Source organism: Vibrio sp. S9_S30, from assembly GCF_014694455.1.
Classification (GTDB): Bacteria; Pseudomonadota; Gammaproteobacteria; order Enterobacterales; family Vibrionaceae; genus Vibrio.
Genome location: NZ_JAAUWT010000023.1, coordinates 38,422 through 64,268, shown reverse-complemented (window position 1 = coordinate 64,268; position 25,847 = coordinate 38,422). Strand labels below are relative to the sequence as shown.

Genomic DNA, 25,847 nt, shown 5'->3' with positions numbered 1-25,847 from the left:
GCTCAATGAATACTGATTACATTTACAAGTAAATGTTGAATTGACTGTGCTAAGTCTTCTTAGGTTTCCAAAAGAAGTCTTGGTTGGTCACTCAGTTCATTGAAACCTAAATTGTTTCCTAAGAAACGTTTTGGATTATCATCAACGAGTGCCCACACAGATTGATAGGTCTATATTGTTAAAGAGCGTTGCTTTTCGAGAAGTTTTCCTCTTAAAGCGGACGGACATTTTAGCTACTTAAGTTGTTGTGTCAAACACTTTTTTCAACTCAGCTATTTAGCCCTGCTGCCTCTGTAAATCTATCGATTAATCCGTGACAACGAGGCGGCATTATAGGGACTTCGTTTCGTGGCGCAAGTGCAAAATCACAAAAAAATGGCGCACGCTGTTCAACTGCTCACAATTACACCAAAATGAACTCTATATAAGCAAAAAGAGGGATGACTCCCCCCTTTTATTAAGTTAGTGTTTTCTGTTTATGCTTGGTGAGCAATAATTTTATCTTTGTTTACGAGCAATTGTACCTTTTTATCAGGATTTACTTTTCCTGCGAGAATAGCTTTTGCTAGTGGGTTTTCCACACTTTGCTGAATTGCGCGCTTAAGGGGTCTTGCACCAAAGACGGGATCAAACCCTACTTCCGAAATCAAATCTAGGGCTTTATCTGATACTTCCAACTCATAGCCTTTTTCAGCCATACGATTACTAAGCCGTAATAACTGAATAGAAGCGATGGACTTTATGTGTGCTTTACCTAAAGGGTGGAATACGACACTTTCATCCACTCGGTTTAAAAACTCTGGACGGAAGTGTTTACCTACCACTTCCATTACTTCATTTTTAATACCTTCATAATCTAAGGTGGCAAAGTTTTCTTGAATACGCGATGAACCAAGATTCGACGTCATGATCACCACAGTATTACGAAAATCGACAGTTCGACCTTGCCCATCAGTTAAGCGTCCATCATCCAATACTTGCAAGAGAATGTTGAAGACATCAGGGTGCGCTTTTTCTACTTCATCAAGTAGAATGACCGAATAAGGTTTACGACGTACAGCTTCGGTTAAGTACCCTCCCTCTTCATAGCCAACATAACCAGGAGGCGCACCCACTAAACGAGCAACAGAGTGCTTTTCCATAAACTCTGACATATCAATGCGCACCATGGCATCTTCACTATCAAACATAAAGCTCGCTAATGTTTTACAAAGTTCCGTTTTGCCGACTCCAGTAGGTCCTAAGAATAAGAATGAACCAATCGGCTTATTGGGATCTGAAAGCCCCGCTCGGCTTCGTCTTATTGCATTCGATACCACCTCAACCGCTTCTTGCTGACCAATAACGCGCTTATGAAGAACCTCTTCCATTTGAAGTAGCTTTTCTTTTTCTGCTTCCAACATTTTGGAGACTGGTATCCCAGTTTGTTTCGAAAGCACCTCCGCTATTTCGGCATCAGTCACTTTGTTTTTAAGCAAGCTCATTTCTTGCATTTCAGCTTGAGTTGCGAGGTCTAGCTGCTTTTCTAATTCGGGAATGCGTCCATATTGCAGTTCCGACATACGATTTAAATCGCCCGCCCTTCTTGCAAAATCCATATCCATTCGAGCTTGCTCTAGTTCGCTTTTAATATGCTGAGTACCAGAGAGCGCCGCTTTTTCTGCTTTCCAAATCTCTTCAAGTTCAGCGTAATCACGCTCTTTCACTTCCAATTCACCATTGAGTGCTTTTAGGCGTTTCGAACTCGCATCATCATGTTCATTCACTAAGGCTTGCTGCTCGATTTTCAGCTGAATGATCCTACGTTCAAGTTTATCTAGAGACTCCGGTTTAGAGTCAATTTGCATTCGGATACTTGAAGCAGCTTCGTCGATCAAATCAATGGCTTTGTCTGGCAGTTGGCGATCGGAGACGTATCGGTGTGACAAACCAGCGGCAGCCACAATGGCTGGATCCGTGATTTCAACATGATGATGCAATTCATAACGCTCTTTAAGCCCTCGCAATATAGCGACCGTGTCTTCAACGGATGGCTCATCAACTAAGACTTTTTGGAATCGACGTTCTAAAGCCGGATCTTTTTCGATATATTGACGGTATTCATCTAAAGTGGTTGCACCAACACAGTGAAGCTCTCCTCGTGCCAGTGCAGGTTTTAACATGTTACCGGCATCCATAGAGCCTTCACCTTTACCCGCACCAACCATTGTGTGGAGTTCATCAATAAATAGAATGACATTGCCTTCTTCTTTCGACAACTCATTCAAAACAGACTTCAAACGCTCTTCGAATTCTCCTCGATATTTTGCACCCGCTACCAGCGAGCCCATATCCAACGACAATACTCGACGACCTCGAAGCCCTTCTGGCACCTCATTATTTATGATGCGTTGAGCCAAGCCTTCAACAATGGCTGTCTTACCTACGCCAGGTTCACCGATAATGACAGGATTGTTCTTTGTGCGGCGCTGCAATACTTGAATGGTTCGGCGAATTTCGTCATCACGACCAATTACTGGGTCTAATTTCCCCTGCTCTGCTCGTTCAGTGAGATCGATAGTGAATTTTTCGAGTGCTTGGCGTTTATCTTCAGCATTAGGATCGTCGACTTTCTGCCCACCACGTACTTTTTCGATGGCTTCCGAGATCTTAGCTTCTGTTAGTCCCAACTCTTTAAGCAATATGCCGAGTGGTCCTTTATCTTCAATGGCCGCTAACAAGAAGATCTCTGAGGAGATATAGGCATCTTGACGCTTCTGGGCAACCTTATCGCACATGTTGAATAACGTGCCCATAGCAGAAGACAGCTGAACATCGCCACCAATACCATTGACTTTAGGCAAACGATCCATCATCTCGCTCAATTTTGAACGCAACTGTACAACGTCCACACTCAACATCGTCAATAAAGGTCTTATTGTACTGCCTTCTTGATTTAGAAGCGAAACCAATAGATGAACTGGCTCGATATATTGATGATCACGACCTAGCGCTAACGATTGCGCGTCAGAAATAGCAACCTGAAACTTGCTGGTAAATCGATCGAGACGCATAACAACCTCCAACCTTTTTAATGTTCTTTAACTAGGTTAGGAGATAGGTACGTCATGCGACAATTTCAAGGGGGGCACACAGTATATATTCCTACTGCTCCCACGAGTTTCACTGAAAAAGACTGATACAGATGAGGGGTTTACGACATACATCGATTTGTATATAAGAAAAGCTATTCCAACCAAATAAAGCTGGCTTGACGACCTGTAACACCATCACGCCGATAGGAGTAAAACAAATGAGGATCGCTGAATGTACACTGTTCACTAGCATAAACCAGTGACACACCTTCTGTATTGAGCCGCTGAGTCGCGAGCACACTCATGTTCGCAAACCATTTACCTGAATTTGACCCTTGTTCGAAAGCATCGATAGCTCGCTCGTTTACCGAGGTAAACGCTTCAACAACATCCTCACCGACTTCGAATGCAGTTTGGCCTATCGCTGGTCCTAACCAAGCCATGACATCTCCAGTAAAGTTTTGCAAGGCTTGTTCTAAGATACCACCAGCCAAACCTCGCCACCCAGCATGAACCGCTGCAACTTGTGTTCCTTTAGTATCCGTTAACAATACAGGCAAACAATCCGCTGTCATAGCGGAACAAACAATATTGGGCTTGGAAGTAAAAGTACCATCCGCGTCAATGAGTTCTTTTGAAGGGGAAACCAATGATGCGACATCAGTAGAATGAGTCTGATTTAACCAAATTGGTGCCGAAGGCATGCCAGAAACAGCCGCTAGACGAGCACGGTTTTCAGCAACAAGATCGGCTGAATCTCCAACATGCATACCCAGATTCAAGCCGGAGTATGAACCTCTCGATACGCCTCCCAAGCGCGTGGAGCTAAGCGCTTTCACGTTCTTGGGTGCATTCCAATTCGGGTAAATCCATTCCATATTAATAGTCGTCTAATGGATTTTCTTTTGCATCTATACGCAGTGCTTCTGCCATTTGCACCATATCATCCGGTACAGGCGCATGGAACTCCATTTCTTCTTTCGTTGTCGGGTGAGCAAAACGAAGCATCACAGCATGGAGCGCTTGTCGATCGAAGCCGCGAATCATCTCTGCCAACTCTTCTGATGCACCTTTGGGGATTCGAGCGCGACCACCATATGCAACATCACCCAACAAAGGATGCTGTAAGTAGGACATATGAACACGAATCTGATGTGTACGCCCTGTTTCTAACCGTAATCGAATACGGGTGTGCTCACGGAAGTGTTCTGCCACTCGATAGTGCGTGACCGCAGGTTTTCCTAGTTCACTCACTGCCATCAGTGTCCGTTTAGTCGAATGGCGACCAATGCCTTTGTCGATCATACCACCTGCCGTCATTCGACCAATCGCAATGGCTTCGTATTCACGAGTAATGTTTCTCTTTTGCAAAGCACGAACTAAACGCGTTTGAGCTGGCACCGTTTTCGCAACAACCATGAGACCCGTGGTATCTTTATCTAGACGATGCACAATACCCGCACGAGGCACTTCTGCGATGTCGGGGTAATGATGAAGAAGCGCATTCAAAACCGTTCCATCAGGTGTGCCAGCACCAGGGTGAACAACAAAGTCTCTGGGTTTATTAATAACGATGATGTCATCATCCTCATAGACAATGTCTAAAGGGATATCTTGAGCTTCCCAACGCTCTTCATCTTCGAGCTCCGCTTGAAGAACAATTTCTTCTCCCCCCATGACTTTCGCGCGAGCCTTAGTGATAACCTCGCCATTGACTTGGATTTTCCCTCCTAAAAGCCACTCTTTTAAACGTGAGCGAGAAAAATCGGTGAATAATTCGGCGACAGCCTGATCTAGGCGTTGACCCAATTGGCTGTCTTTTACTGTACTTGTTAATTCAATCTGCTGAGCCATATCGAACTTTTTTAAAAACCGTGAGACTAATACCCACTAGTATGGATAAAATAATAGAATTGCGTCATTGTATCCGTTAACCGGACGAAAGTAACGGACACCAAGAAATATTTAATGCAAGGAACAAAGTGCGGACATGAAAAAGCATACATTATCGGGCTTATTAGCTTTGGGGCTTCTGGTTGGATGCTCTAGTAGCAGAGAGGTTGTGCCTGATGTGCCACCAGCAGAATTGTACTCGGATGCAAAGATATCGCTTCAGACAGGTAACTGGCGTACCGCAATTGATAAACTGGAGGCATTAGATTCACGCTACCCTTTTGGTCCCTATTCTGAACAAGTACAGCTAGATTTGATCTACGCATACTATAAGAATGATGATCTGGCACTTGGTATAGCCACCATTGCTCGATTCACTCGACTCAACCCAACACACCAAAAATCAGACTGGGTACTCTATATGCGTGGTTTGACGCACATGGCTCAAGATAGAAACTTTATGCACGATCTATTTAATGTTGATCGTTCAGATAGAGATCCCGAGCCAGTGAAATCAGCGTTCAACGATTTCAAACGTCTGCTACAGCGATACCCAAACAGCCCGTATGCTGAAGATGCGCAGCAACGCATGTTCTCTCTTAAGAATCGATTGGCAGAATACGATTTAGCCACTGCTGATTTTTATCTGAGACGCGAAGCTTGGATTGCCGCCATTAATCGAAGTCAGGAACTCCAAAAAACCTTTCCAGATACGGAAGCAGCACGTAAATCTCTCGCCATTCAGTTAGAAGCCTACAAAAAGCTAGGGTTGAAAGATGCCATAGAGCGGACGGAGAAGTTAATGAGTCTTAACCCCGTTTAAGTTCCTTATCATGCAGACATAAAAAAAGCAGCTTTAGCTGCTTTTTTTATGTCAAATAAATCGATTAGAAAAGAGAGGGAAGTATTGGTGTGATTAGTATCACAAAAACCTAGCGAGCAAACTTTAAACAGTCGTTTTCATTGAATCGTATTTGCCCCCTAAAAATACAGGATTTCTAGCGTGCTTACCTTTACCAATCTAAACATTTTTTCCCGTTCAACAAGTATTTTTTCAAGAATTCCATCTAGGTTTTGTCTGAGATCACATTCGTATCCAAATAGATTCACCCCACTTAAAATATTGACTTAGATCACATTCTTTTCGGACTGGATAAGTAATCTGGAGTTAACCCAATGAGGGGCGAAACAGAGGAAAAAACACTATGAAAGTAAACATCACTGGTAAAAACATCGACATCACCTCTGCCATCCGCAATCACATTGAAGGTAAATTCAAAAAGCTAGAAAAGTGGCAAGTTGAGTTTATTGGTTGCCAAGCTACCATCAGTGAAGAGCCGAACAAACAAATGAAGATTGAAGCAATCATCTCTATACCAAAAGGACAGCTTATTGCTTCAGCTACAAATGAAGACTTATATATTGCAGTCAATGAAGCCGAACAAAAACTAGAACGTCAGCTCAACAAACTGCGTCATAAACCAGAAGCTCGTAGAGCTAGCCATTCCAACAAACCTGAGTTGGAAGAAACCGAATAACACTCTCTTTAATTTTAGTCCGACTTAATGGTACCAAATGGTGCCATTTTTTTTACTTGACGATATATAGCTGCATTGCTTATTGTGTATAAACATCCACTAAACAATAGTAAGTATGCAAACAATTACCCTGTTCTTTTTTAACTTCTTTTTTATCTCCTGAATTGGGGGCAAAAGTCGTTTACTGAAAGAAAAGTTAAAAACGAACAGAAAGCCTCCCAAAAATGGGGGGCTTTTTTTATAAGGATAATAACAAAATGACAGACAGATTGGACGGCATAAGATCACGCCTAAACGAGCTGGATGATCAGCTTCTAAAATTGCTATCGGAAAGGCGAGAACTCAGTATCGAAGTAGCCAAAAGCAAAGTTGAAACATCAAAGCCTGTACGCGATGCCAAACGCGAGCAACAGCTACTCGTAAAATTGATTAATAATGGTAGAGATAAGTACCAGCTAGATGCCCCATACATCACTAAAATTTTTCATACCATTATTGAAGACTCAGTATTGCTGCAACAGGCATACCTACAAAACTTGTTAAACCCAAGTGAGAGCAGGAAGCCATTAGCTCGTGTGGCATTCCTTGGAGCACGAGGCTCATATTCTCACTTAGCCAGCCACCAATATTTCAGCCGCAAAAATACAGAGCTTATTGAGCTTAACTGCGAGCATTTCAAAGAAATCACGACTACCGTTGAGTCTGGTCATGCTGACTACGGTGTCCTTCCAATAGAAAACACGAGTTCAGGTTCGATAAACGAAGTTTATGATCTCCTTCAACATACCACGTTGTATATCGTAGGCGAACTGACACTCCCGATAGAGCATTGCCTTGTCGCCACATCTGACATTCGACTCGAAGAAATAAAAACACTCTACTCACACCCACAACCTCACCAACAATGCAGTGAATTTCTTTCTCACTTGCATGGTGTCACCTTGAAATCTTGCGTCAGTACAGCTGATGCTATGCAGAAAGTAAAAGATTTGGACAGAAAGGATGTAGCCGCTATTGGTAACGCTTCTAGTGGAAAGCTGTATGGCTTACAGCCCATTCAAGCCAATATTGCGAATCAAACCGAAAATCGCACACGTTTTATTGTCGTGGCACGTAAACCAGTTGAAGTGTCCACTCAGATCCCTGCCAAGACAACATTGATTATGTCGACATCGCAACAAGCGGGTTCACTCGTTGAAACACTATTAGTATTGCAGCGATATGGCATTAATATGACCAAACTAGAATCACGCCCGATAATGGGGAACCCTTGGGAAGAAATGTTCTACATTGATCTAGAAGCACATCTCGACTCTGAAGAAATGAATAGTGCCATTTCGGAAATTATAAAATTGACTACTCATTTAAAAGTACTTGGCTGTTACCCAATCGAAAATGTAGAAGCGACACAAATTACCTTAAGGTAATGAGCAGAAATGACTCTGGTTTGACATGGCTCACTCTTAAAATAAAGAGTGAGTTTGCTTCCACCTTTTGACCGCTTCAGTATAGAAAAACGCTCCATTCTTAAAGTTAAGTCATTTCTCACACTACAACGATTCTATTTTAAGGTAACTTGCCCCTAAATCGCGTTGCGTGAAGACCCAATCTCCAGATCCTTATTTTTCCTCAGTTTGGGTAGGTCGTATTCATTGATGGAACGTATGTATATAGAATGAAGCTCAGCAAACGAACCCTACTTCTCATAATCCCTGTCGTTGTACTCAGTGCAGCTATTTCAAGTTACATCATTTACTTAGGACAGCATAACGCCCTAATCAAATTAGAAAAAAGCTCAATACAACTCAACATGGAAAAACTCGCCAGCCATTATAGGCAAGCTGCTAACTTCCTGAATAGTTACACCTATACATTAAGCCATAGTGACATACTCGAACGCTTTTTCAATGATACCAACAACCCTTATCGAGAATTTGAACTCAGCCGAAGCCTTCACCAAACATTAACGGATCTCACTTTACATAACCGAGATTTTGCCGCACTCGGATTACTCGACAAGCAATTTAATACACTCTTTTATGTAGAGAATCAGGTTGACCTTAATTCTTGGTTAGATATAAAAATCACACAATTTGTTAAAGAAGGCGTCACTGCAGGTCGCTGGTCGCAAACAGAGTACTTGTTTAATAAAGAGGCTGGCGGAATATTAGTAAAGTATGATGTATACAATAAAGTGACATTTTCCTCTCCAAAGCAAAGTACGCTTCCCGAGGATTACTTTATAGTGGTGGCGATGATTGAGACAACGGAGTACAACAACTTAAGGCACCTTTTGGAACGAGAACACTTAACCGTGCTCACATACGCGTTAGAGCCCCCAACGCAAACTCGTGAATTGACTCATAGCGTACAACTTTCTCCTACACGCTGGGCTACGTTAGATCCTTCTAGCTTTGTGGTTGAAAATAAATTCAGTGAAATACTGTTTAAGCTATTAATTTCGTTTGGTTTATCTTCACTCATCACCGTATCTTTACTTATTTTACTTTTCTATCGTTACGTTATCTTCCCTATCACTCGACTGGCGAAACAGCTGCGAGAAGTCGAGGATCACAAGCGAACGAACATTCAACGCCTAAACAGCAACGATGAAATCGGTCACCTTTCGCATAAATTTCACGAAATGTACCAAAGCTTGGCCGACAACTACCAAAAAACAAAGCAATTGGCAGAAATGGATCAATTGACCAAGCTGGCAAATCGCCGATATTTTCAGTCATATGTGGCGAAGGCATTCACACTCGCTCACACTGCTGTAGAAAAAGAGCAACACTGCATCCTTTATATCGATCTCGATAACTTTAAGTTTGTGAACGATAAATATGGACACAAAATTGGAGACGCTCTTTTGGTCCAGTTTGCGAAAAACCTCATTCAGATAGAAGAACATGTATCGTCGAAGCACAGCGTGAAAGCCATGTCTTCTCGACTCTCTGGAGATGAGTTTGCTGTATACCTTTGCGGTACGGATTTGGACGCCACTTTAATTCATCATTTCTGCCAAAACATTCTTCATCCTTTACAAGCTGGTTTTGTGTCTCCAGTCGGCACATTCCCTATTACCGTCAGTATTGGTGTCGCGACCTACCCCACAGACGGTGACAATATAGAACATTTGCTCTCAAACGCCGATACAGCAATGTATCAAGCGAAGCGAGCAGGAAAAAACCAGTACACCTTTTACTCAGAAGCATTGGATAAAGAAGTTAAGCGGGTGAGTAACATAGAACGAGCATTGCGCCAAGCGGATGATCAAAATGAATTTTCTTTGGTATACATGCCCTACATGAATGCCGATGGAACGGAAGTCGTTGGTGTCGAAGCACTTTTAAGGTGGCACTCCAGTACACTTGGCGAAGTCTCGCCATCTGAGTTTATACCCTTGGCAGAGCAGACTGGATTATTTGAAAGCATTGATAGATGGGTAATTGAACATGCATTCTCTGACTATCACCAAATGCAAAGTTTGTTTAAACATCAGGTTCAACTTTCTATCAACCTTTCTTCTGCTGAACTGGATTCTTGTCAACTGGCGACATTTATAGAGCAAAAAGCACAGCAATACTGCGTCCCTTATGGGCAAGTCGATTTTGAAATCACAGAAACATTCGCTGCTGAAAGTCAGGGTTACCCTTTACTGCACGAGCTGTCTTCTCAGGGGTTTCAGCTGGCTATTGACGATTTTGGTTCTGGGTACACCTCATTCACCCAATTGGTTCAATACCCCGTTCAAAAAATCAAATTTGATCGAGAGTTCTTGCTGGCTATGCTGGAATCTCATAAGCAGCACATTATTAAACCATTGATAGAGCTGTGCCACTCTCAAAACATATCCGTTACAGCCGAAGGGGTTGAAAATCGCGATATGCACCAATGGCTGCGTTCAAGTGGCTGCGATTATATGCAAGGCTTTTACTTTGGTCAGCCGATGCCCATCGAACAACTCAGGGAGTGGGCAACCACCCTTCACACACGCGACTAATTGAAGTTTGTTGACCCAAATGTTCTTAGTAGTATGAAACACATATATCAATGTAGAATTGGCGTTGAGAATTATGCATTGAGCCGACATGTGAAGGAACACCATCTAATGAGAAAAGTCATTATCGCATCGTTAAACCCAGCCAAAATTAATGCGGTTAAGAGCGCCTTTAAAGAAGCATTCCCCAATAACAGTTTTGAATATGAATATGTCTCTGTCCCAAGTGAGGTTGCAGAGCAACCCATGTCCAATAGTGAAACAAAATCTGGAGCAATAAACCGAGTCAAAAATGCGCGTGCTAAAAAGCCACATGCTGAATTTTATGTCGGCTTAGAGGCTGGGATTGAGGGTAACGACACATTTGCGTGGATGATCATTGAATCAGGAAATAAAAGAGGGGAATCTCGCTCATCAAGTTTGCCTCTGCCTCCTAAAGTCATTAAGCAGGTACAGCAAGGTAATGAGTTAGGTGATGTCATGGATAAAACATTCGGGACAGACAACATCAAGCAAAAAGGAGGGGCGATTGCTCTGCTAACGGGTAACACACTGACTAGAAGTTCGGTCTACCACCAAGCCTTAATTCTTGCTCTTATCCCTTTTATTCACCCAGATCTGTTTCCAAATAACTTGCTGTTTCCAGATAACTCATAAAATAGAAAAGGCAGCAATCTAAGTCACTGCCTTCCGGTATTATAGAACTACCTTGATTTAGGAGTATTTTTGAGCAACTGTTTCAACGCGGCTTTATCATTATCTGATTTGTTTTTTAGCTCATTAGAACCACGTGTAATGGTTGCTATGCCTACGCCTAACATCTGGCTTATTTGACGCTGGGATAAATTACCTTTGAGTAATTCATTAAAAATATTCACTCGAGCTTGAATCGCATCTCTTTCATCTGGCGTCATTAACATGGTTAAAAGCATACCATGTTTATCATGTTCGGCAGCTTTGGCGACCAAGTCCATAACATCTTGCCATTCTTGAAACTCTGGCTTTAATGACATAAGGCTCTCTCTGTTACTCAATCCCAGATATTGTATACCCAACATTGCTTATACCCAAGTAACCTAAAAATGATAGCTTCAGCGAGGGTGACTTGTTTATGCCATTACAGATTGATTCTCAACAAGTCAGAGCCTATCGACCTTAACCATTCATCGGTTTGCAAGTTTAGTATTTTTCTTCCCGCTCATTTTTCGTCAAAAAATCCCCTTTCGTTCCACTCAAGAAACGATAATAGGACTCAAACATCAAAATGTTCTGTACATAGTCGCGAGTTTCTCTAAATGGAATCGCTTCAACAAATGCGAATACATCCAACCTTTGATCGCTGTTCTTACGCCATTTTTCCACTCGATGTGGTCCCGCATTATAGGCAGCCAAAGCATAAATGCGATTCCCATCATACTGTTCGAGAAGGTAGCTCAAATACTGACTACCGATTTCAATGTTCTTTTTTACATCGTGCAAATCGCTTGGCAGCTTATAAGCAATGCCGAATTTCCGCGCTGTGTATTTGGCGGTTGCGGGCATAATTTGCATGATGCCACGCGCACCGACAGGAGAACGAGCTTGTGCATCTAGTGCACTCTCCTGACGAGCAAGAGACATCAATGTAATTGGCTCGATATTGTATTTATCCCCATAAAACTCGAACCACCAACGGTGAGCAATGGGAAAGCGCAAATATATTTCGTCCCATACTTCAGCGGCAATCGACGCTTTCACCGTTAAATGAGACCACTTTTGCATAGAGGCATAATGCGCTAACGCTTGCTTTTCTTCTCTTGAGCTTCTCTCTAACAACCATTGCCATTCACTTTTTGCCGCTGAAATTTTATCGAGCACAATCAATTCATGGACTCGATCTAGCGTCTTTTGGTATTTCTTGGTTAAACTTGTATCCGGTTCGCTTTTGCTTACTTCGTAATGGATAGGAACACCCAATGTTTGAGCCGCCACAACACTGTAGAAATGGCGTTGTCCTAGTATCGCCCTCAGCCGTTGCTCACCAGCTTTATTGCGACCTTGTGCTATTTCTGATCTTGCCAACCAATACTGCCAACGAAGCTCCTCTTTCTTTGTAGATGGGAGTTGATTGACCCAACTTTCAATCCCTTTCCAATCGGCATACTGTATTGCAAGGCGAATTCTTCTTTCCAATAAGTCGCTGTTTTTCGAAGTCGAAATGACTTTGTCACGCCATGCAATTAATTCACTAGACTCCGTATTGATAAGGTAAAAAGCCGTATAGTCTGACAGCTGCTGCCTTTGGTCAGAAGTCAACTTTTGCCCTGATACAACAAGAGCCAGCTGTTTTACCGCTTCTTCGGTATCCGTTCGAACAAGCTTTCGATAACCATGCCATGCCAGCTTCTTATTTCTTGGTGTAACGTAAGATCTTTTGGCAAACTCTCCTATACCCTCAGGGTATTGATACAGTTTGGCGATTTTTTCCGCTTCGGTTTTGGCTTTCTTTCCATCTGGTAGCTTTTTTAGGTACGTGATCATTCCACCCTGCCTTGCTTCATAAGCAAGCACCATACGGTCAAGGATTTTGTCATCACTTCTGTTGCCAGCCTTTTCCCACGCCTCGAATAAATCATCACACGCAGACACGACACTCTTTCCGCTCAGCCATAATTTTTCCGCCCCTGCGAATGCGGTCGCTTTATCGCCGTGCTTTAACTGAGAGTAATAGTAGTAACATCGATAAGTTTCGCCGCGGGGTTCAGTAAGTTGATAGCGGTAAATGGTTTTCCAATTCTTCTCTTTTGCCAAACCATCCAAATACGCGGCACGGACTCTTTTCGAAAATGGGAGGGTATAGAATTGCTTCTGAAAATAGCTGACTTCATCAATACTACGTTGACCAATATTGACAAGAAACGCCCGGTAATCGGTATACGGCGTCAACACATAATCGGCAATATCCGAGCGCATTGCATAGTAGTCCTCTACCTTTTTTTCATCGAGTAATTTCTGAGCTTCTTCGTATTTGAGCCGTTGTTGTACGAGCTCAGTTCCATCTTCTGCTATGGTCGAAAACGTACATAGCAAACCGAAAGATGCCATACAAATCCTTTGGGAAATGTTTCGCATGGAGACCTGTCCTTTTGAAAGCTTTGCCTTTATGAATGCGTATCCATGGCAATTTAAATGCAACTGTAAAAATACAATTTTATGAGCAACGTTTTATAGTGATACGGTATATTCAGGCTAGAGACAACCTGACCATTAAGCACAATCCTAGATTGAATCTTCCCCTAGGGTAACAAGCCTAACGACTTGCCATAAGATCACATATAAGTAAGGTTGCTAAGCTAGACTCTTATCTAATCAAGCAGTTCCATAGAAATCTCACCTATTCAGTAAAATTTCTTTTCCTATCCCAATTAGTAGACGGTTTGTTCTTAAACACCGTAAGTCAGTACCCAATTTTATCACACCTTTCTTGCCGTTTAAGCCATGTAAAAAATGAAGCATCTTGATTTCATTGAATGACATGTAAAAAAAGAACTTTTCTCACTCTACATCGCTGAACCTAGCATCTTTAGGTTACTTGGGTATAAAATACAGCCCTAATTTTTCGAATAACAGGAAAGTCGGTAATGGCTGAATACGTATACACCATGTCGCGGGTGAGCAAAACGGTGCCACCTAAACGTCAAATTCTGAAAGACATTTCTCTTAGCTTTTTTCCAGGCGCTAAAATTGGTGTCTTAGGTTTAAATGGTTCTGGTAAATCTACCTTATTACGTATCATGGCAGGTATTGATACTGACATTGACGGTGAAGCTCGTGCACAGCAAGGTCTTAATGTCGGTTACCTTCCGCAAGAACCCGTACTTGATGAATCAAAAACTGTTCGAGAAATCGTTGAAGAAGCGGTCTCTGATGTGGCTGACGCACTAAAACGCATTGACGCTGTATACGCCGCTTACGCAGAGCCCGATGCTGACTTCGACGCACTAGCTAAAGAACAAGGTGAGCTCGAAGCCCTTATCCAAGCCAAAGATGGTCACAACCTAGAAATAGCCCTAGAGCGTGCCGCTGATGCCCTTCGTCTTCCTGAGTGGGATGCGAAAATTGAGCACCTATCGGGCGGTGAGCGCCGCCGCGTTGCCATCTGTCGTTTACTTCTCGAAAAACCAGACATGCTGCTTCTTGATGAACCAACCAACCACTTGGACGCTGAATCCGTTGCATGGCTTGAGCACTTCTTAGTGGATTACAGCGGTACCGTTGTGGCCATCACACACGACCGTTACTTCCTAGATAACGCAGCAGGTTGGATCCTAGAACTTGACCGTGGTGAAGGTATTCCATGGGAAGGTAACTACACCTCTTGGCTAGAGCAAAAAGATGAGCGCTTGAAGCAAGAAAAAGCAAGCGAAAGCGCCCGTCAAAAAACGATCGAGAAAGAGCTTGAGTGGGTTCGTCAAAACCCGAAAGGTCGTCAAGCTAAGTCAAAAGCGCGTATGGCTCGATTTGAAGAATTGACGACTAGCCAGTACCAAAAACGCAATGAAACCAATGAGTTGTTTATCCCACCAGGTGAGCGTTTGGGTGACAAAGTTCTTGAAGTAAAAAACCTAACGAAATCGTTTGGTGATCGTGTGCTTATTGATGATCTGTCTTTCAGCATGCCTAAGGGGGCGATCGTTGGTATCGTTGGTGCTAACGGTGCAGGTAAATCAACACTATTTAAAATGCTAAGTGGTGCAGAACAGCCGGACTCGGGAACCATAGAACTTGGTGAAACCGTGAAGCTGGCTTCTGTTGATCAGTTCCGCGACAGCATGGATGACAAGAACACGGTATTCCAAGAGATCTCAGAAGGTGCTGATATCATTAAGATCAACAACTTCGAAATTCCAGCTCGTGCTTACTGTTCTCGTTTTAACTTTAAAGGTAACGATCAACAGAAGATCATCGGAGAGCTTTCTGGTGGTGAACGTAACCGTGTTCACTTAGCGAAGCTTCTAAAAGCCGGCGGCAACGTATTGCTACTCGATGAACCAACCAATGACCTTGACGTTGAAACATTACGTGCACTTGAAGAAGCACTGCTAGAGTTCCCAGGATGCGCCATGGTTATCTCGCACGACCGTTGGTTCCTAGACAGAATTGCAACCCATATTCTGGACTACCGTGATGAAGGTCAGGTGAATTTCTATGAAGGCAACTATACTGAGTATACAGAGTGGTTGAAACAGACGATCGGGGCACAGGCAGCTGAACCTCATCGAATCAAATATAAGCGCATTACGAAGTAACTTGATTTGTATTGTGTAATAAAGACCGCCTGTGCGGTCTTTTTTCTTATATATTCAAAATAGATCATCGGATATTGATACTAGACGCTTAAGCGTCACAAAAAAGAAGACGCTTTACCCATTAGCCTTGTACAACAGTTACCATAAGGCAAAATTTAAGCATGAATCTAAAGAGAACACACCATGATTGAACGCCGTCGTTTTTCTCGCGTAATTTACCAAGCTCCCGCAAAACTGGTGCAAGGCGATTTAACTTTAAACAGTGACATTCGAGACCTTTCGCTACATGGTCTTTTGCTTTCTGGCTCACCTGATAATCATAATTTCGACAAAAATAAAATGCTGGATGTCGACATCGAGTTACCTGATAGTGACATTGTGCTATCATTGGAAGCTGAAATTGTGGAGCTAAACGATAATTTTATGCGTCTTAGTATTCATCATATTGATATCGACAGCATCAGCCACTTGAAACGATTGGTCGAGCTGAATGTTGGCGATGAAGCCCTTTTGCACAGAGAAATAGAGCAGCTATCTGATTTAGGTGCTTAAAAAGCAATAAATGTCACGAAAAATACAAATATCAATCCCGACGTCGTCTGGGGTTCAGCACTTTTTTGTGGGAAGAAAAGCGACTGCGTTGGCTGTCCTTTCTCTTTTCGCCCTGCCTAGCTTTCTTGGTACCTCGATTTATCAGTACTTCGCTGCCCAGTCCCACGCAGAAAATACACTGGCAAGATCAGAGCAAAACTTCAGTCATGCTCAATCCCAAATCGATTACCTCGACCAAAAGAGTGCTCAGTTTAAAGCTCTGTATGAAGCTCAAATCAGTACGAACCATTCTTTAACTCAGGAATTGGAAGAAAAGAAAGGGGAAATTCTAGCTCTAGGTAAACGTGTAAATGATGTGGAATCGGTACTTGGAATTACGCAAGAAACCTCCGTTGTAGACTACGCAGAGTTGTCTCTAGAACAGCGAATTGACGCCGCAGCGATCGATTCAGCGGTGCGTGCCACCATGTTCAGGTTACTTCCGAATGACAGCCCAGTGGTGTATCAACGAATTTCATCCAATTACGGCTATCGAAAAAATCCAATTACTGACAAACGCCACCAACATTTGGGGATTGATCTCACATGCCAGCGTGGAGAGCAAGTACTGGCTCCGGCAGATGGTGTGGTCGAGCTAAGACGCCCGAGCAAGGAAGGGTATGGGAATTTATTGAAGTTACGCCATGCCTTTGGATTTATGACCTCCTACGCTCACTTACAAGGCTTTAATGTACGCAGTGGTCAATTTGTAAAGAAAGGCGATGTTGTCGCCACGTGCGGAAACTCTGGTAACTCTACTGGTCCGCATTTGCATTATGAAGTACGTTTCTTGGGGAGAACATTGAATCCTAAACACTTTATGGATTGGACTCCCGAAAACTTTGATACTTTGTTTGAAAAAGAGCGCAGTATTAAATGGGCATCTCTGGTTGATGTGATGAGCAACGTTGTAAAGCTGCAAGTGTTGTTGACACAAAACCAAAGCACGATACCCAGCTCGGTTGATACCGTGAAAAATACCTCATCAGCCTTAGCAGTAAACTGACCACAGCAAACGTGCATGGCTCCGATGACGCTCCAATTAGGTTACATAAAAACGGCTTCTTAAGAAGCCGTTTTTAGTTCAATATCCGGTAAAGGTTTATCGATGAATCGCGTCATTTGCTTGCTTCAGCAGCTTCTGACTCTCTTCCATAAATTGCTGGGAATACCCTCCAAACCACTCACCGACTTTTTCAAAGCTTTCGACAAACTCTTGTTTGTTGTCGCCTTCTAGCATGGCTAATGCATTCCCAAAATTTTGGTGGAAACGCTTAATCATCTGAATGTTTTCATCGGAAGATAAAATGATGTCTGCATACAGATTTGGATCCTGCGCAAACAGACGACCAACCATGGCAAGTTCAAGCCGATAAATAGGCGAACTCAGTTGTAATAGGTTTTCGATATTGGGGTTCTCTTCACTTAAATGCAAACCATACGCAAAAGAAGTAAAGTGGCGCAGAGCCTGGATCAGGGTCATACCATGATCGTGTTCTTGGGCTTCACACTTACACAGGCTCGCGCCCCAAATCTCAATCTGTTTCAGTAGCCATTGGTAAGCTTCCTCACCACGACCATCGCAATAAACCACCACTTGCTTTGCTAAGCTTGGAACATCGGGACCAAACATAGGGTGTAACCCAACAACCGGGCCGGAGTGCGCCTGCAACATTGCACTCAATGGTTTTGACTTTATCGACGTCAAATCACACAAAATGCACTGTTCAGGCAGGTTGTTTAACTGAGCAATCACGCTTTCCGTCAAGTGGATAGGAACCGTCACAACAACGAGCCCAGCGCCATCGAGGATTTCGTCGGCACGCTCCCAATCTTGACTACCCAATACTTTCACGCTGTACCCAGACAAGCTGAACATACGTCCAAACAATCCACCCAGCTGACCATGTCCACCAACGATGACTACCGACCCCAGATCTGGGTTAAGGCACTTGAAACCTGAATCTTTTTCGCTGGTATACGATTCGCGCATGGTTCTACGCAGAATGTCTTCAATAAGCTGAGGAGGTACGCCTTGCCTTTCCGCTTCTTCTCTACGAGATGCCAACATTGAGGCTTCTCGCTCTGGTACGTAAATAGGCAAACCGTGCTGACTTTTTACTTCCCCGACTTTCTCTACCAGTGCTAGCCTTTGTGCCAGCAAATCGACCATTTGTTTATCCACTAGGTCAATTTGATCTCTTAATTCATTCAGTTCAACTGCCATCCAGTATTACCTTATTGATTTTTCATTCTATCTTGTAAAAATGGCACAAGCTCTTGGTGTGCATGCGTTAATAGTGCCTCAGTTGCATCCCAATTGATACACGCATCGGTGATAGAAACGCCGTAAGCCATCTCATTAACGGGTATGTCTGAAGGCTGATTCCCCTCATTGATATGGCTTTCGATCATGAGACCAATGATCGACTTATTGCCTTCACGGATTTGATGAATAACATCTTCGGCAACAAGTGGCTGACGACGAAAATCCTTACGCGAGTTTGCGTGGCTACAATCCACCATTAATGCCGCATCCAACCCAGACTTCGACATTTCTTCTTCACACTCCGCCACAGAAACGGAATCGTAGTTCGTTTGCTTACCACCTCGCAAAATAACGTGACCATTTGGGTTGCCTTGCGTGGTCAGTAACGCAACTTGCCCTTCACGGTTTATTCCCATAAAACGGTGACCAGAAGAAGCGGCTTGCATCGCATTGATTGCCGTTGCTAAGCTGCCATCTGTGCCATTTTTAAACCCAACAGGCATAGACAAACCACTGGCCATTTCACGGTGAGTTTGCGATTCTGTTGTTCTTGCACCAATCGCTGCCCAACTGAAGGTATCAGCAAGGTACTGAGGGCTTATTGGATCTAAGGCTTCCGTCGCCAATGGAATCTTCATTTCTGCGAGATCAACGAGCAGCTGGCGAGCCACATGTAGCCCGTGCTCAATGTCGAATGTACCATTCAAATGGGGGTCGTTAATCAACCCTTTCCAGCCAACAGTGGTACGCGGTTTCTCAAAGTAAACACGCATAACGATGTATATCTGGTCGTCCAATTTTTCAGACAATGCCTTCAGGCGCTTTGCGTATTCTTTAGCCGCATCCAGATCATGAATTGAGCAAGGACCACAGACAACCAACAAGCGATGATCTTTCTTATCGATGATGTCTGCTATCTCCTGACGAGACTGTTGAATAAACCGACGCGCTTCGTCGCTCAGTGGGATCTTGTCCTTCAACTGATTAGGCGTAATTAAAACCTGCTCGTCACTGATGTGTATGTTGCTCAATTCACTCTTTTGCATTTTTATTACCTGTAAAATTTAAATTACACCCACCACAACAAGCGAGCTTCAATTCCAATAAACAACAAAATAACAGCAATAAAATACATTTCAAGTGTAAACTTAAAAAAACATTAGATGTAAAAATAAATTTACACTCAAAGTAAGCCATTCTTAACATCGGAATACGTACATTATCGATTAAAATGGGCTTAAATAATTACGGAAAATGGCTATGGACCTCATATTATCTTTACTCCAGCAAATGTGTGTATACCTCGTACTGGCTTACATGCTGAGTAAAACGCCTATATTTCTGCCGCTACTTAGTATTTCTACGCGCTTAAGCCACAAACTGAGCTGTTATGTCCTTTTTTCCCTATTTTGCATTATGGGGACGTACTTTGGGTTACAGATCAATGATGCCATTGCCAACACTCGAGCCATTGGCGCTGTGATGGGAGGGCTATTTGGTGGACCCGTTGTTGGCTTTGCTGTCGGTTTAACTGGGGGAATGCACCGATATTCTCTCGGCGGTTTCACCGACCTCGCCTGTACGATCTCGACAACAGCAGAAGGGTTAATTGGCGGAATTTTGCATAGCTACTACGTCAGAAAAAACCGCTCGAGCCAGCTCTTTAACCCGCTGGTGGTCTTTTCTGTTACGCTCTTTGCCGAAATTGTACAGATGTTGATTATCTTGATCGTAGCAAAACCTTTTGAGCAGTCTTATCAACTGGTCTCTGCCATTGCAGCTCCCATGATCATCGCAAACTCTGTTGGTGCGGCATTGTTTATGAGCATCTTGCAGGATAGAAAAACCATCTTCGAAAAATATTCCGCCACATTTTCGCGGCGAGCACTCACAATCGCAGAACGTTCCGTTGGGATTCTGAGCTCTGGATTCAATGCCAGTAACGCCGACAAAATTGCTCGTATTATTTATGAAGAAACCAACGTGGGTGCTGTATCCATTACCGACAAAGATAAAATTTTAGCCTTTGTCGGTATAGGTGATGACCACCACAACCCCAACACGCCCATTTCATCCCAAAGTACATTAGATGCCATTTCCTACAATAAAATCATCTACCTAGATGGGAGAGAACAGCCATATCAGTGCTCTTTATCTGAACATTGTAAGCTGGGCTCAGCGCTGATTATTCCTTTGAACACCGGGGATGATGTAGTAGGCACCATCAAGCTCTATGAGCCCAAACGGAAATTATTTTCCACCATCAATATGTCGATGGCCGAAGGGATTGCTCAACTGCTTTCCAGCCAAATTTTGTATGGCGATTATCAAGAGCAGCAAACACTCCTCACTCAGGCTGAAATTAAGCTACTTCACGCCCAAGTTAATCCACATTTTCTGTTCAACGCACTGAATACCATCAGTGCCATTACACGACGAAACCCCGATAAAGCGCGGGATCTGATTCAACATTTATCTCAATTCTTCCGGAGCAATCTCAAGCAAAATATAGAAACCGTTCGACTAAAGGAAGAATTGGAGCACGTGAATGCGTACCTCACCATTGAAAAAGCACGATTTAGTGATCGCCTAGAAGTGGAATGGGCGATCGATGATGCTTTACTGGAAAAAATCATACCCAGCTTTACCCTGCAACCTCTGGTCGAAAATGCTATCAAGCACGGTATTTCTCAACTGCTAGAAAATGGTAAAGTTCGAATATATAGCCACACTGAAAATGGCGAGCACACTATAGTGGTTGAAGACAACGCGGGGCTCTATCAAGCCCCTGCACAAAACCACTCTGGATTAGGGTTAGATATTGTGAATAAACGTCTGATAAACCTCCTAGGGCGATCGTCAACATTACACATAGACAGCCAACCACAGAAGTACACTCGAATGAGCTTTAAGCTCCCGACAACAGAGACAAAGGAATGCTGACCGCTATTCTCATTGATGATGAACAATTTGCTCGAGAAGAACTGAGCGAGTTGTTGACTGAAACGCAAGAGATCGATGTGATTGATCAGGCAAGTAATGCCATCGAAGGGCTAAAAAAAATCAACGCCAGTAAGCCAGACGTTGTTTTTTTGGACATTCATATGCCTCAGATCAGTGGCATTGAACTGCTTTCCATGCTTGACCCCGATACGATGCCTAATGTGGTGTTTGTTACTGCGTACGATCAATATGCGATTCAAGCATTTGAGGACAATGCATTCGATTACCTTTTAAAACCCGTTGAACCATCACGGTTAAAAAAGTGTGTTTCTCGATTGATCAAAACAGCTCGACTCAAAGAACCACAAAATATCACCGCCCTCGTGCAAGATAAACTGGATCACGTTCCATGTATTGGTCTAAATCGGATTGTCATTATCCCAATACACGATGTTGAATTTGCTTACACGGGTATATCAGGCGTGCAAGTAAAAACCGCAGAGCAAACTGCGACGAGCCATCTGACACTAAAAGTGCTCGAACAAAAAACCTCTCTCTTGCGTTGTCATCGCCAGTATTTGGTGAACACTCAAGCCATTCGGGAAATTAAATTGTTGGAACACGGTCTTGCCGAAATCATTACGCAAAGCGGGCATCCAGTGCCCGTCAGTCGACGCTTTTTGAAGAGCTTAAAAGAAACATTAGGCATTCCGTAACAAAGTCGCCGCGCAATCGGCAGCAGCCTGATTCCATTTAAACTTTGTTCAAAGTGAAAGCCATAGGAGTAATTGGAAACCATAGGAGTAATTGGAAACCATAGGGATAAGTAAAAACCATAGAGATAAGTAAAAACCATAGAGGCAAGTGAAAATCTTAGGAGTAAGTAAAAATCTTAGGAATAAATGAATTACTCCTCCAGCATTCGCTTCATGGCTTCCGATGCCGATTTCCACTCTTCACTGATTCGAAGTTCACTCAAGGAAAAATTTTGTTTTTTTAGCAAGCTTGTTGCATTCGGCACGGTACGAATCGGAAGCTTATCTAACGCACTGACGGTGTAATCTCGGTTATTGCACATCAATAACATATCGCAGCCAGCGTTTAGCGATTGTATGGCTCGCTCTGCTGGTGACCCCATGACACCAGCCCCTTCCATACTGAGATCATCCGAAAAAACGATGCCTTGAAATCCTAGCTGCTCTCTTAACACGTGTTTCAACCAATAAGCACTGCCACTGGCAGGCTCTGCATCGTATTCTGGGTAGATGACATGCGCTGGCATCATGGCATCCAACATATCGGCGTCGATATGCGCTTTGAACACAGCCATATCTTGTTCGAAAATAGACTCTCTCTCGTCCTTGGCAGTGTCATAGTGGGTATCGATAATCACCCCTCCGTGACCAGGGAAGTGCTTTCCTGTTGTTGCCATACCGACCGTTTTCATTCCTTCCATAAATGCCGAGCTATAGGTAAGGATGCTTTGAATGTCGTCACCAAAGGCACGATTTCCAATCGCTTTACACTCATGCCCTTTATCCAGAACTGGGGCAAAACTAAGATCAATATCATGAGCAATCAACTCGGCCGCCATTAAAAATCCGGCTTGTTTTGCCAATTCTTCGCCATTGGGCTGCAGGGCAAAACCTTGCGCCGGTGGAATCAAGCTGAACCCTTCTTTAAAGCGCTGTACACGCCCCCCCTCTTGATCCACACCAATCAATATTGGGCGATTAGCGGCTTGTCGGATGCTTTTACTTAGAGCAAGTAATTGCTCATTGTCGTAATAATTACGTGAAAATAGGATCACTCCACCTACGGTTGGGTGTTGCAGTATTTCTTTGTCTTCTGCATCCAGCTCGTACCCAGCAACATCAATCCAAAGTGGTCCCATTATGTTCAAAGCCTCGTAGATTTAAGTAACCATATAAGAATATTCGTTTTATTATACTCAAGTAACCTCAAGATGCTTGGTTCGGCGAAAATTAACTGACACTTGGGTAGTGGCTCAAACAATCTCATGCTGGTCAGGAAAAATAGGGTCTGTTGAGACTGGTATTAAGGAAATCATATGGTGAGTCAGAAGCAATACTACATTGGTGTCATGTCTGGAACGAGTTTGGATGGCGTTGATGTTGCCTTAACGGAAATATCTGAAACCGATATCACCCTCATCGAGAGCCATGTACACCCTATTCCTGAAGGGCTTAAACAACGGATCTTCTCTGTTTGTGAAGGGCAACCGACTAGTGTGAAAACCATGGGTGAGCTCGATCATGACCTCGGGGTTCTATTTGCTGACAGTGTTAATGCATTACTGGAGACCTCTTCGATAGAGGCACACCGCATCACTGCAATTGGTTGTCATGGGCAAACTGTTTTCCACCAGCCTTTGGGGGGCACTCGCTTTACCATGCAATTAGGGGATGCCAACCTTATCGCCACCCAAACAGGCATCGATACCATTGCAGACTTTCGCCGAAAAGACATGGCATTAGGAGGGCAAGGCGCACCGTTAGTTCCCGCTTTTCATCAATGGTTATATAAAGGCAAAGAATCCACCATCGTCATTTTGAATATCGGGGGCATTGCCAACATTTCTGTATTGCACCCGACTCACCCCCTTACTGGGTACGATACAGGACCAGGCAACATGTTGATGGATGCTTGGTGTCACAAGCATACAGGTCAGCCCTATGATAAAGAGGGAGCGTTTGCTCATTCAGGTAACGTGATCCCTACATTGCTTACGCAGTTTATGTTGGATCCTTACTTTTCTCTTGCCTCCCCGAAAAGCACAGGAAGAGAGCTTTTTAACCTGAATTGGTTGAATCAATTTGATGATGTGGCTCAGTTCAAGCCGGAAGATATTCAAGCGACGTTATTAGAACTCACCGCCTCCAGTATTGCCCTAGAGGTAGATAAACAGCGTTTGGGCGGTGAACCTACGTTGTTGGTTTGTGGAGGAGGCGCAATGAATTCTGCCCTCATGAAAAGATTGGAAGGTTTATTACCCAATTGGCATGTAAAAGACACCAACAGTACTGGCGTAAACAGCGAATTCATGGAAGCCATGGCTTTTGCTTGGTTAGCCCAGCGACGCATTCATGGCCTCCCCAGTAACGCGCCGTCGGTTACCGGAGCACATCGACTCGCTTCATTAGGTGTAATCTACCCAGCGGATTAAAGTCATCTCAGATAAAATTGACTCGCGAAAGCGCAACAACCCCTAGTCACTCATAAAAACGGACAACATCATGGCTAATGACGCTCTACTTTCTGCCCTAGCACACATGGTATCTGAAGGACGAAACCCTGACACCATGGACATCGATCTTTTGTCTTCCCTTGAGATCGTAAAAAAACTCAATCAACAAGATCAACAAGTCCCAACTGCCATCGCAAAAGAACTCCCCAATATTGCTGCTGCGGTCGACAAAATATCCGACGCTTTCCTAAAAGGAGGTCGGCTTATCTATTTAGGGGCAGGAACCAGCGGTCGCTTAGGCGTTTTGGATGCCTCTGAATGCCCTCCTACCTTTGGGGTGTCCGATCAGATGGTTATTGGCTTAATTGCGGGAGGAAAAGAGGCAATGTTTAAAGCCCAAGAAGGCGCAGAAGACAATAAAACATTGGGTAAACATGATTTATCAGCCAACGCATTAACAGAAAAAGACATCGTGGTTGGCATCGCTGCCAGTGGCAGAACACCTTATGTGATCGGTGGGTTGGAATACGCTAATGAAGTTGGCGCTTATACTATCGCATTATCTTGTAACCCTAGTTCCCCTATCGCACAATGCGCCCAACTTGCTATTAGCCCCGTAGTTGGACCGGAAGCGCTAACGGGATCGACTCGTTTAAAATCGGGCACGGCTCAGAAATTAGTACTGAATATGCTTTCCACTGCCAGCATGATCCGAATAGGAAAAAGCTATCAAAACCTCATGGTGGATGTGAAAGCCAGCAATGAAAAACTCATCGCTCGCTCGGTGAGAATTGTTGTTCAAGCAACAGGTTGTGATAAAGAGGAAGCAAAAGCGACGCTAGAACACACTCGCTATGATGTTAAATTGGCAATCTTGATGCTACTGACTGGCGCCGATCTCAGCACAGCTCAAGCACAGTTGGCGAACCAACAAGGTTTTTTACGTCGTGCAGTCGAAGCATCAGAGGTAAAAAATCCGAACAAAAAAACACCTCAATAAACCTTTTTTCAAGGCGCGTCTTTCAAGAACACCTATATCCAAA

The 25,847-nt window shown here is 43.5% G+C and carries 20 protein-coding genes and 1 other annotated feature; of the genes, 12 read left to right on the top strand and 8 right to left on the bottom strand.

Features of this window, described 5'->3' with window-relative positions; genetic code table 11:
* Nucleotides 1–476: 476 nt before the first annotated feature.
* The 3 genes from clpB to rluD form a co-directional block, all read right to left on the bottom strand.
* Nucleotides 477–3,053 (bottom strand): ATP-dependent chaperone ClpB, encoded by a 2,577-nt coding sequence (gene clpB, locus HC752_RS21025; RefSeq protein ID WP_190337165.1) that lies wholly within the window; start codon nt 3,051–3,053, stop codon nt 477–479.
* A 173-nt stretch (nt 3,054–3,226) separates the two neighbouring features.
* Nucleotides 3,227–3,952 carry a peptidoglycan editing factor PgeF gene (gene pgeF / locus HC752_RS21020; protein ID WP_190337164.1) on the bottom strand — a complete coding sequence of 242 codons (726 nt, stop codon included), beginning with the start codon at nt 3,950–3,952 and terminating at the stop codon, nt 3,227–3,229.
* A 1-nt stretch (nt 3,953) separates the two neighbouring features.
* Nucleotides 3,954–4,928: a 23S rRNA pseudouridine(1911/1915/1917) synthase RluD gene (rluD, locus tag HC752_RS21015; RefSeq protein WP_190337163.1), complete on the bottom strand. Its 975-nt coding sequence runs from the start codon at nt 4,926–4,928 to the stop codon at nt 3,954–3,956.
* Between the two features lie 136 nt (nt 4,929–5,064).
* Here rluD and HC752_RS21010 point away from each other — a divergent pair, with 136 nt between their 5' ends.
* The 5 genes from HC752_RS21010 (at nt 5,065) to yjjX (ending at nt 11,162) form a co-directional block, all read left to right on the top strand.
* Nucleotides 5,065–5,790 carry an outer membrane protein assembly factor BamD gene (locus HC752_RS21010; RefSeq protein ID WP_190337162.1) on the top strand — a complete coding sequence of 242 codons (726 nt, stop codon included), beginning with the start codon at nt 5,065–5,067 and terminating at the stop codon, nt 5,788–5,790.
* A 382-nt stretch (nt 5,791–6,172) separates the two neighbouring features.
* Entirely contained in the window at nt 6,173–6,505 is a 333-nt protein-coding gene (gene hpf / locus HC752_RS21005) for a ribosome hibernation-promoting factor, HPF/YfiA family (protein WP_190337161.1), read from the top strand.
* Between the two features lie 117 nt (nt 6,506–6,622).
* Nucleotides 6,623–6,747 (top strand) — a sequence feature (Phe leader region).
* A 15-nt stretch (nt 6,748–6,762) separates the two neighbouring features.
* Nucleotides 6,763–7,932, top strand: coding sequence for a prephenate dehydratase (gene pheA / locus HC752_RS21000; RefSeq protein ID WP_190337160.1), 1,170 nt, complete (start codon nt 6,763–6,765; stop codon nt 7,930–7,932).
* Nucleotides 7,933–8,180: 248 nt separating this feature from the next.
* Nucleotides 8,181–10,508, top strand: a complete 2,328-nt coding sequence (locus HC752_RS20995; protein ID WP_190337159.1) for a putative bifunctional diguanylate cyclase/phosphodiesterase — start codon at nt 8,181–8,183, stop codon at nt 10,506–10,508.
* Between the two features lie 108 nt (nt 10,509–10,616).
* On the top strand, nt 10,617–11,162 hold the full coding sequence (gene yjjX, locus HC752_RS20990) for an inosine/xanthosine triphosphatase (RefSeq protein WP_190337158.1): 546 nt from the start codon (nt 10,617–10,619) through the stop codon (nt 11,160–11,162).
* A 47-nt stretch (nt 11,163–11,209) separates the two neighbouring features.
* On the opposite strand, the gene trpR is transcribed toward yjjX, so the two are convergent.
* Both trpR and HC752_RS20980 read right to left on the bottom strand, forming a co-directional pair.
* Nucleotides 11,210–11,518, bottom strand: a complete 309-nt coding sequence (gene trpR, locus HC752_RS20985; RefSeq protein WP_190337157.1) for a trp operon repressor — start codon at nt 11,516–11,518, stop codon at nt 11,210–11,212.
* Nucleotides 11,519–11,684: 166 nt separating this feature from the next.
* Complete coding sequence (locus HC752_RS20980; protein WP_238930584.1) at nt 11,685–13,589, bottom strand: transglycosylase SLT domain-containing protein; 1,905 nt, start codon at nt 13,587–13,589, stop codon at nt 11,685–11,687.
* A gap of 536 nt (nt 13,590–14,125) precedes the next feature.
* Between HC752_RS20980 and ettA the strand changes: the two genes are divergently transcribed.
* The 3 genes from ettA to HC752_RS20965 all read left to right on the top strand — a co-directional run bounded on the left by ettA (nt 14,126) and on the right by HC752_RS20965 (nt 17,390).
* Entirely contained in the window at nt 14,126–15,793 is a 1,668-nt protein-coding gene (gene ettA, locus HC752_RS20975) for an energy-dependent translational throttle protein EttA (protein WP_190337155.1), read from the top strand.
* Nucleotides 15,794–15,976: 183 nt separating this feature from the next.
* On the top strand, nt 15,977–16,345 hold the full coding sequence (locus tag HC752_RS20970) for a PilZ domain-containing protein (RefSeq protein ID WP_190337154.1): 369 nt from the start codon (nt 15,977–15,979) through the stop codon (nt 16,343–16,345).
* Nucleotides 16,346–16,355: 10 nt separating this feature from the next.
* The gene (locus HC752_RS20965; protein ID WP_190337153.1) at nt 16,356–17,390 is read left to right on the top strand and encodes a M23 family metallopeptidase; all 1,035 of its coding nucleotides are present in this window, start codon (nt 16,356–16,358) and stop codon (nt 17,388–17,390) included.
* Nucleotides 17,391–17,486: 96 nt separating this feature from the next.
* Here HC752_RS20965 and tyrA read toward each other — a convergent pair whose 3' ends face one another.
* Together tyrA and HC752_RS20955 are read right to left on the bottom strand one after the other, a co-directional pair.
* Complete coding sequence (tyrA, locus tag HC752_RS20960; protein WP_190337152.1) at nt 17,487–18,611, bottom strand: bifunctional chorismate mutase/prephenate dehydrogenase; 1,125 nt, start codon at nt 18,609–18,611, stop codon at nt 17,487–17,489.
* A gap of 11 nt (nt 18,612–18,622) precedes the next feature.
* A complete protein-coding gene (locus HC752_RS20955) occupies nt 18,623–19,699 on the bottom strand; it encodes a 3-deoxy-7-phosphoheptulonate synthase (protein WP_190337151.1) in 1,077 nt (358 codons plus the stop codon).
* A gap of 214 nt (nt 19,700–19,913) precedes the next feature.
* Between HC752_RS20955 and HC752_RS20950 the strand changes: the two genes are divergently transcribed.
* Both HC752_RS20950 and btsR read left to right on the top strand, forming a co-directional pair.
* A complete protein-coding gene (locus tag HC752_RS20950; protein WP_190337150.1) occupies nt 19,914–21,596 on the top strand; it encodes a sensor histidine kinase in 1,683 nt (560 codons plus the stop codon).
* A complete protein-coding gene (btsR, locus tag HC752_RS20945; protein ID WP_190337149.1) occupies nt 21,590–22,312 on the top strand; it encodes a two-component system response regulator BtsR in 723 nt (240 codons plus the stop codon). Before HC752_RS20950 ends, btsR begins: the two co-directional genes overlap by 7 nt.
* 191 nt (nt 22,313–22,503) lie before the next feature.
* Here btsR and nagZ read toward each other — a convergent pair whose 3' ends face one another.
* Nucleotides 22,504–23,490 (bottom strand): beta-N-acetylhexosaminidase, encoded by a 987-nt coding sequence (gene nagZ / locus HC752_RS20940; protein ID WP_190337148.1) that lies wholly within the window; start codon nt 23,488–23,490, stop codon nt 22,504–22,506.
* 180 nt (nt 23,491–23,670) lie between these two features.
* On the opposite strand from nagZ, the gene HC752_RS20935 reads away from it, so the two are divergent.
* Nucleotides 23,671–24,783, top strand: a complete 1,113-nt coding sequence (locus tag HC752_RS20935) for an anhydro-N-acetylmuramic acid kinase (RefSeq protein ID WP_190337168.1) — start codon at nt 23,671–23,673, stop codon at nt 24,781–24,783.
* Nucleotides 24,784–24,853: 70 nt separating this feature from the next.
* Complete coding sequence (gene murQ, locus HC752_RS20930) at nt 24,854–25,804, top strand: N-acetylmuramic acid 6-phosphate etherase (RefSeq protein ID WP_190337147.1); 951 nt, start codon at nt 24,854–24,856, stop codon at nt 25,802–25,804.
* The last annotated feature ends 43 nt before the right edge of the window (nt 25,805–25,847 follow it).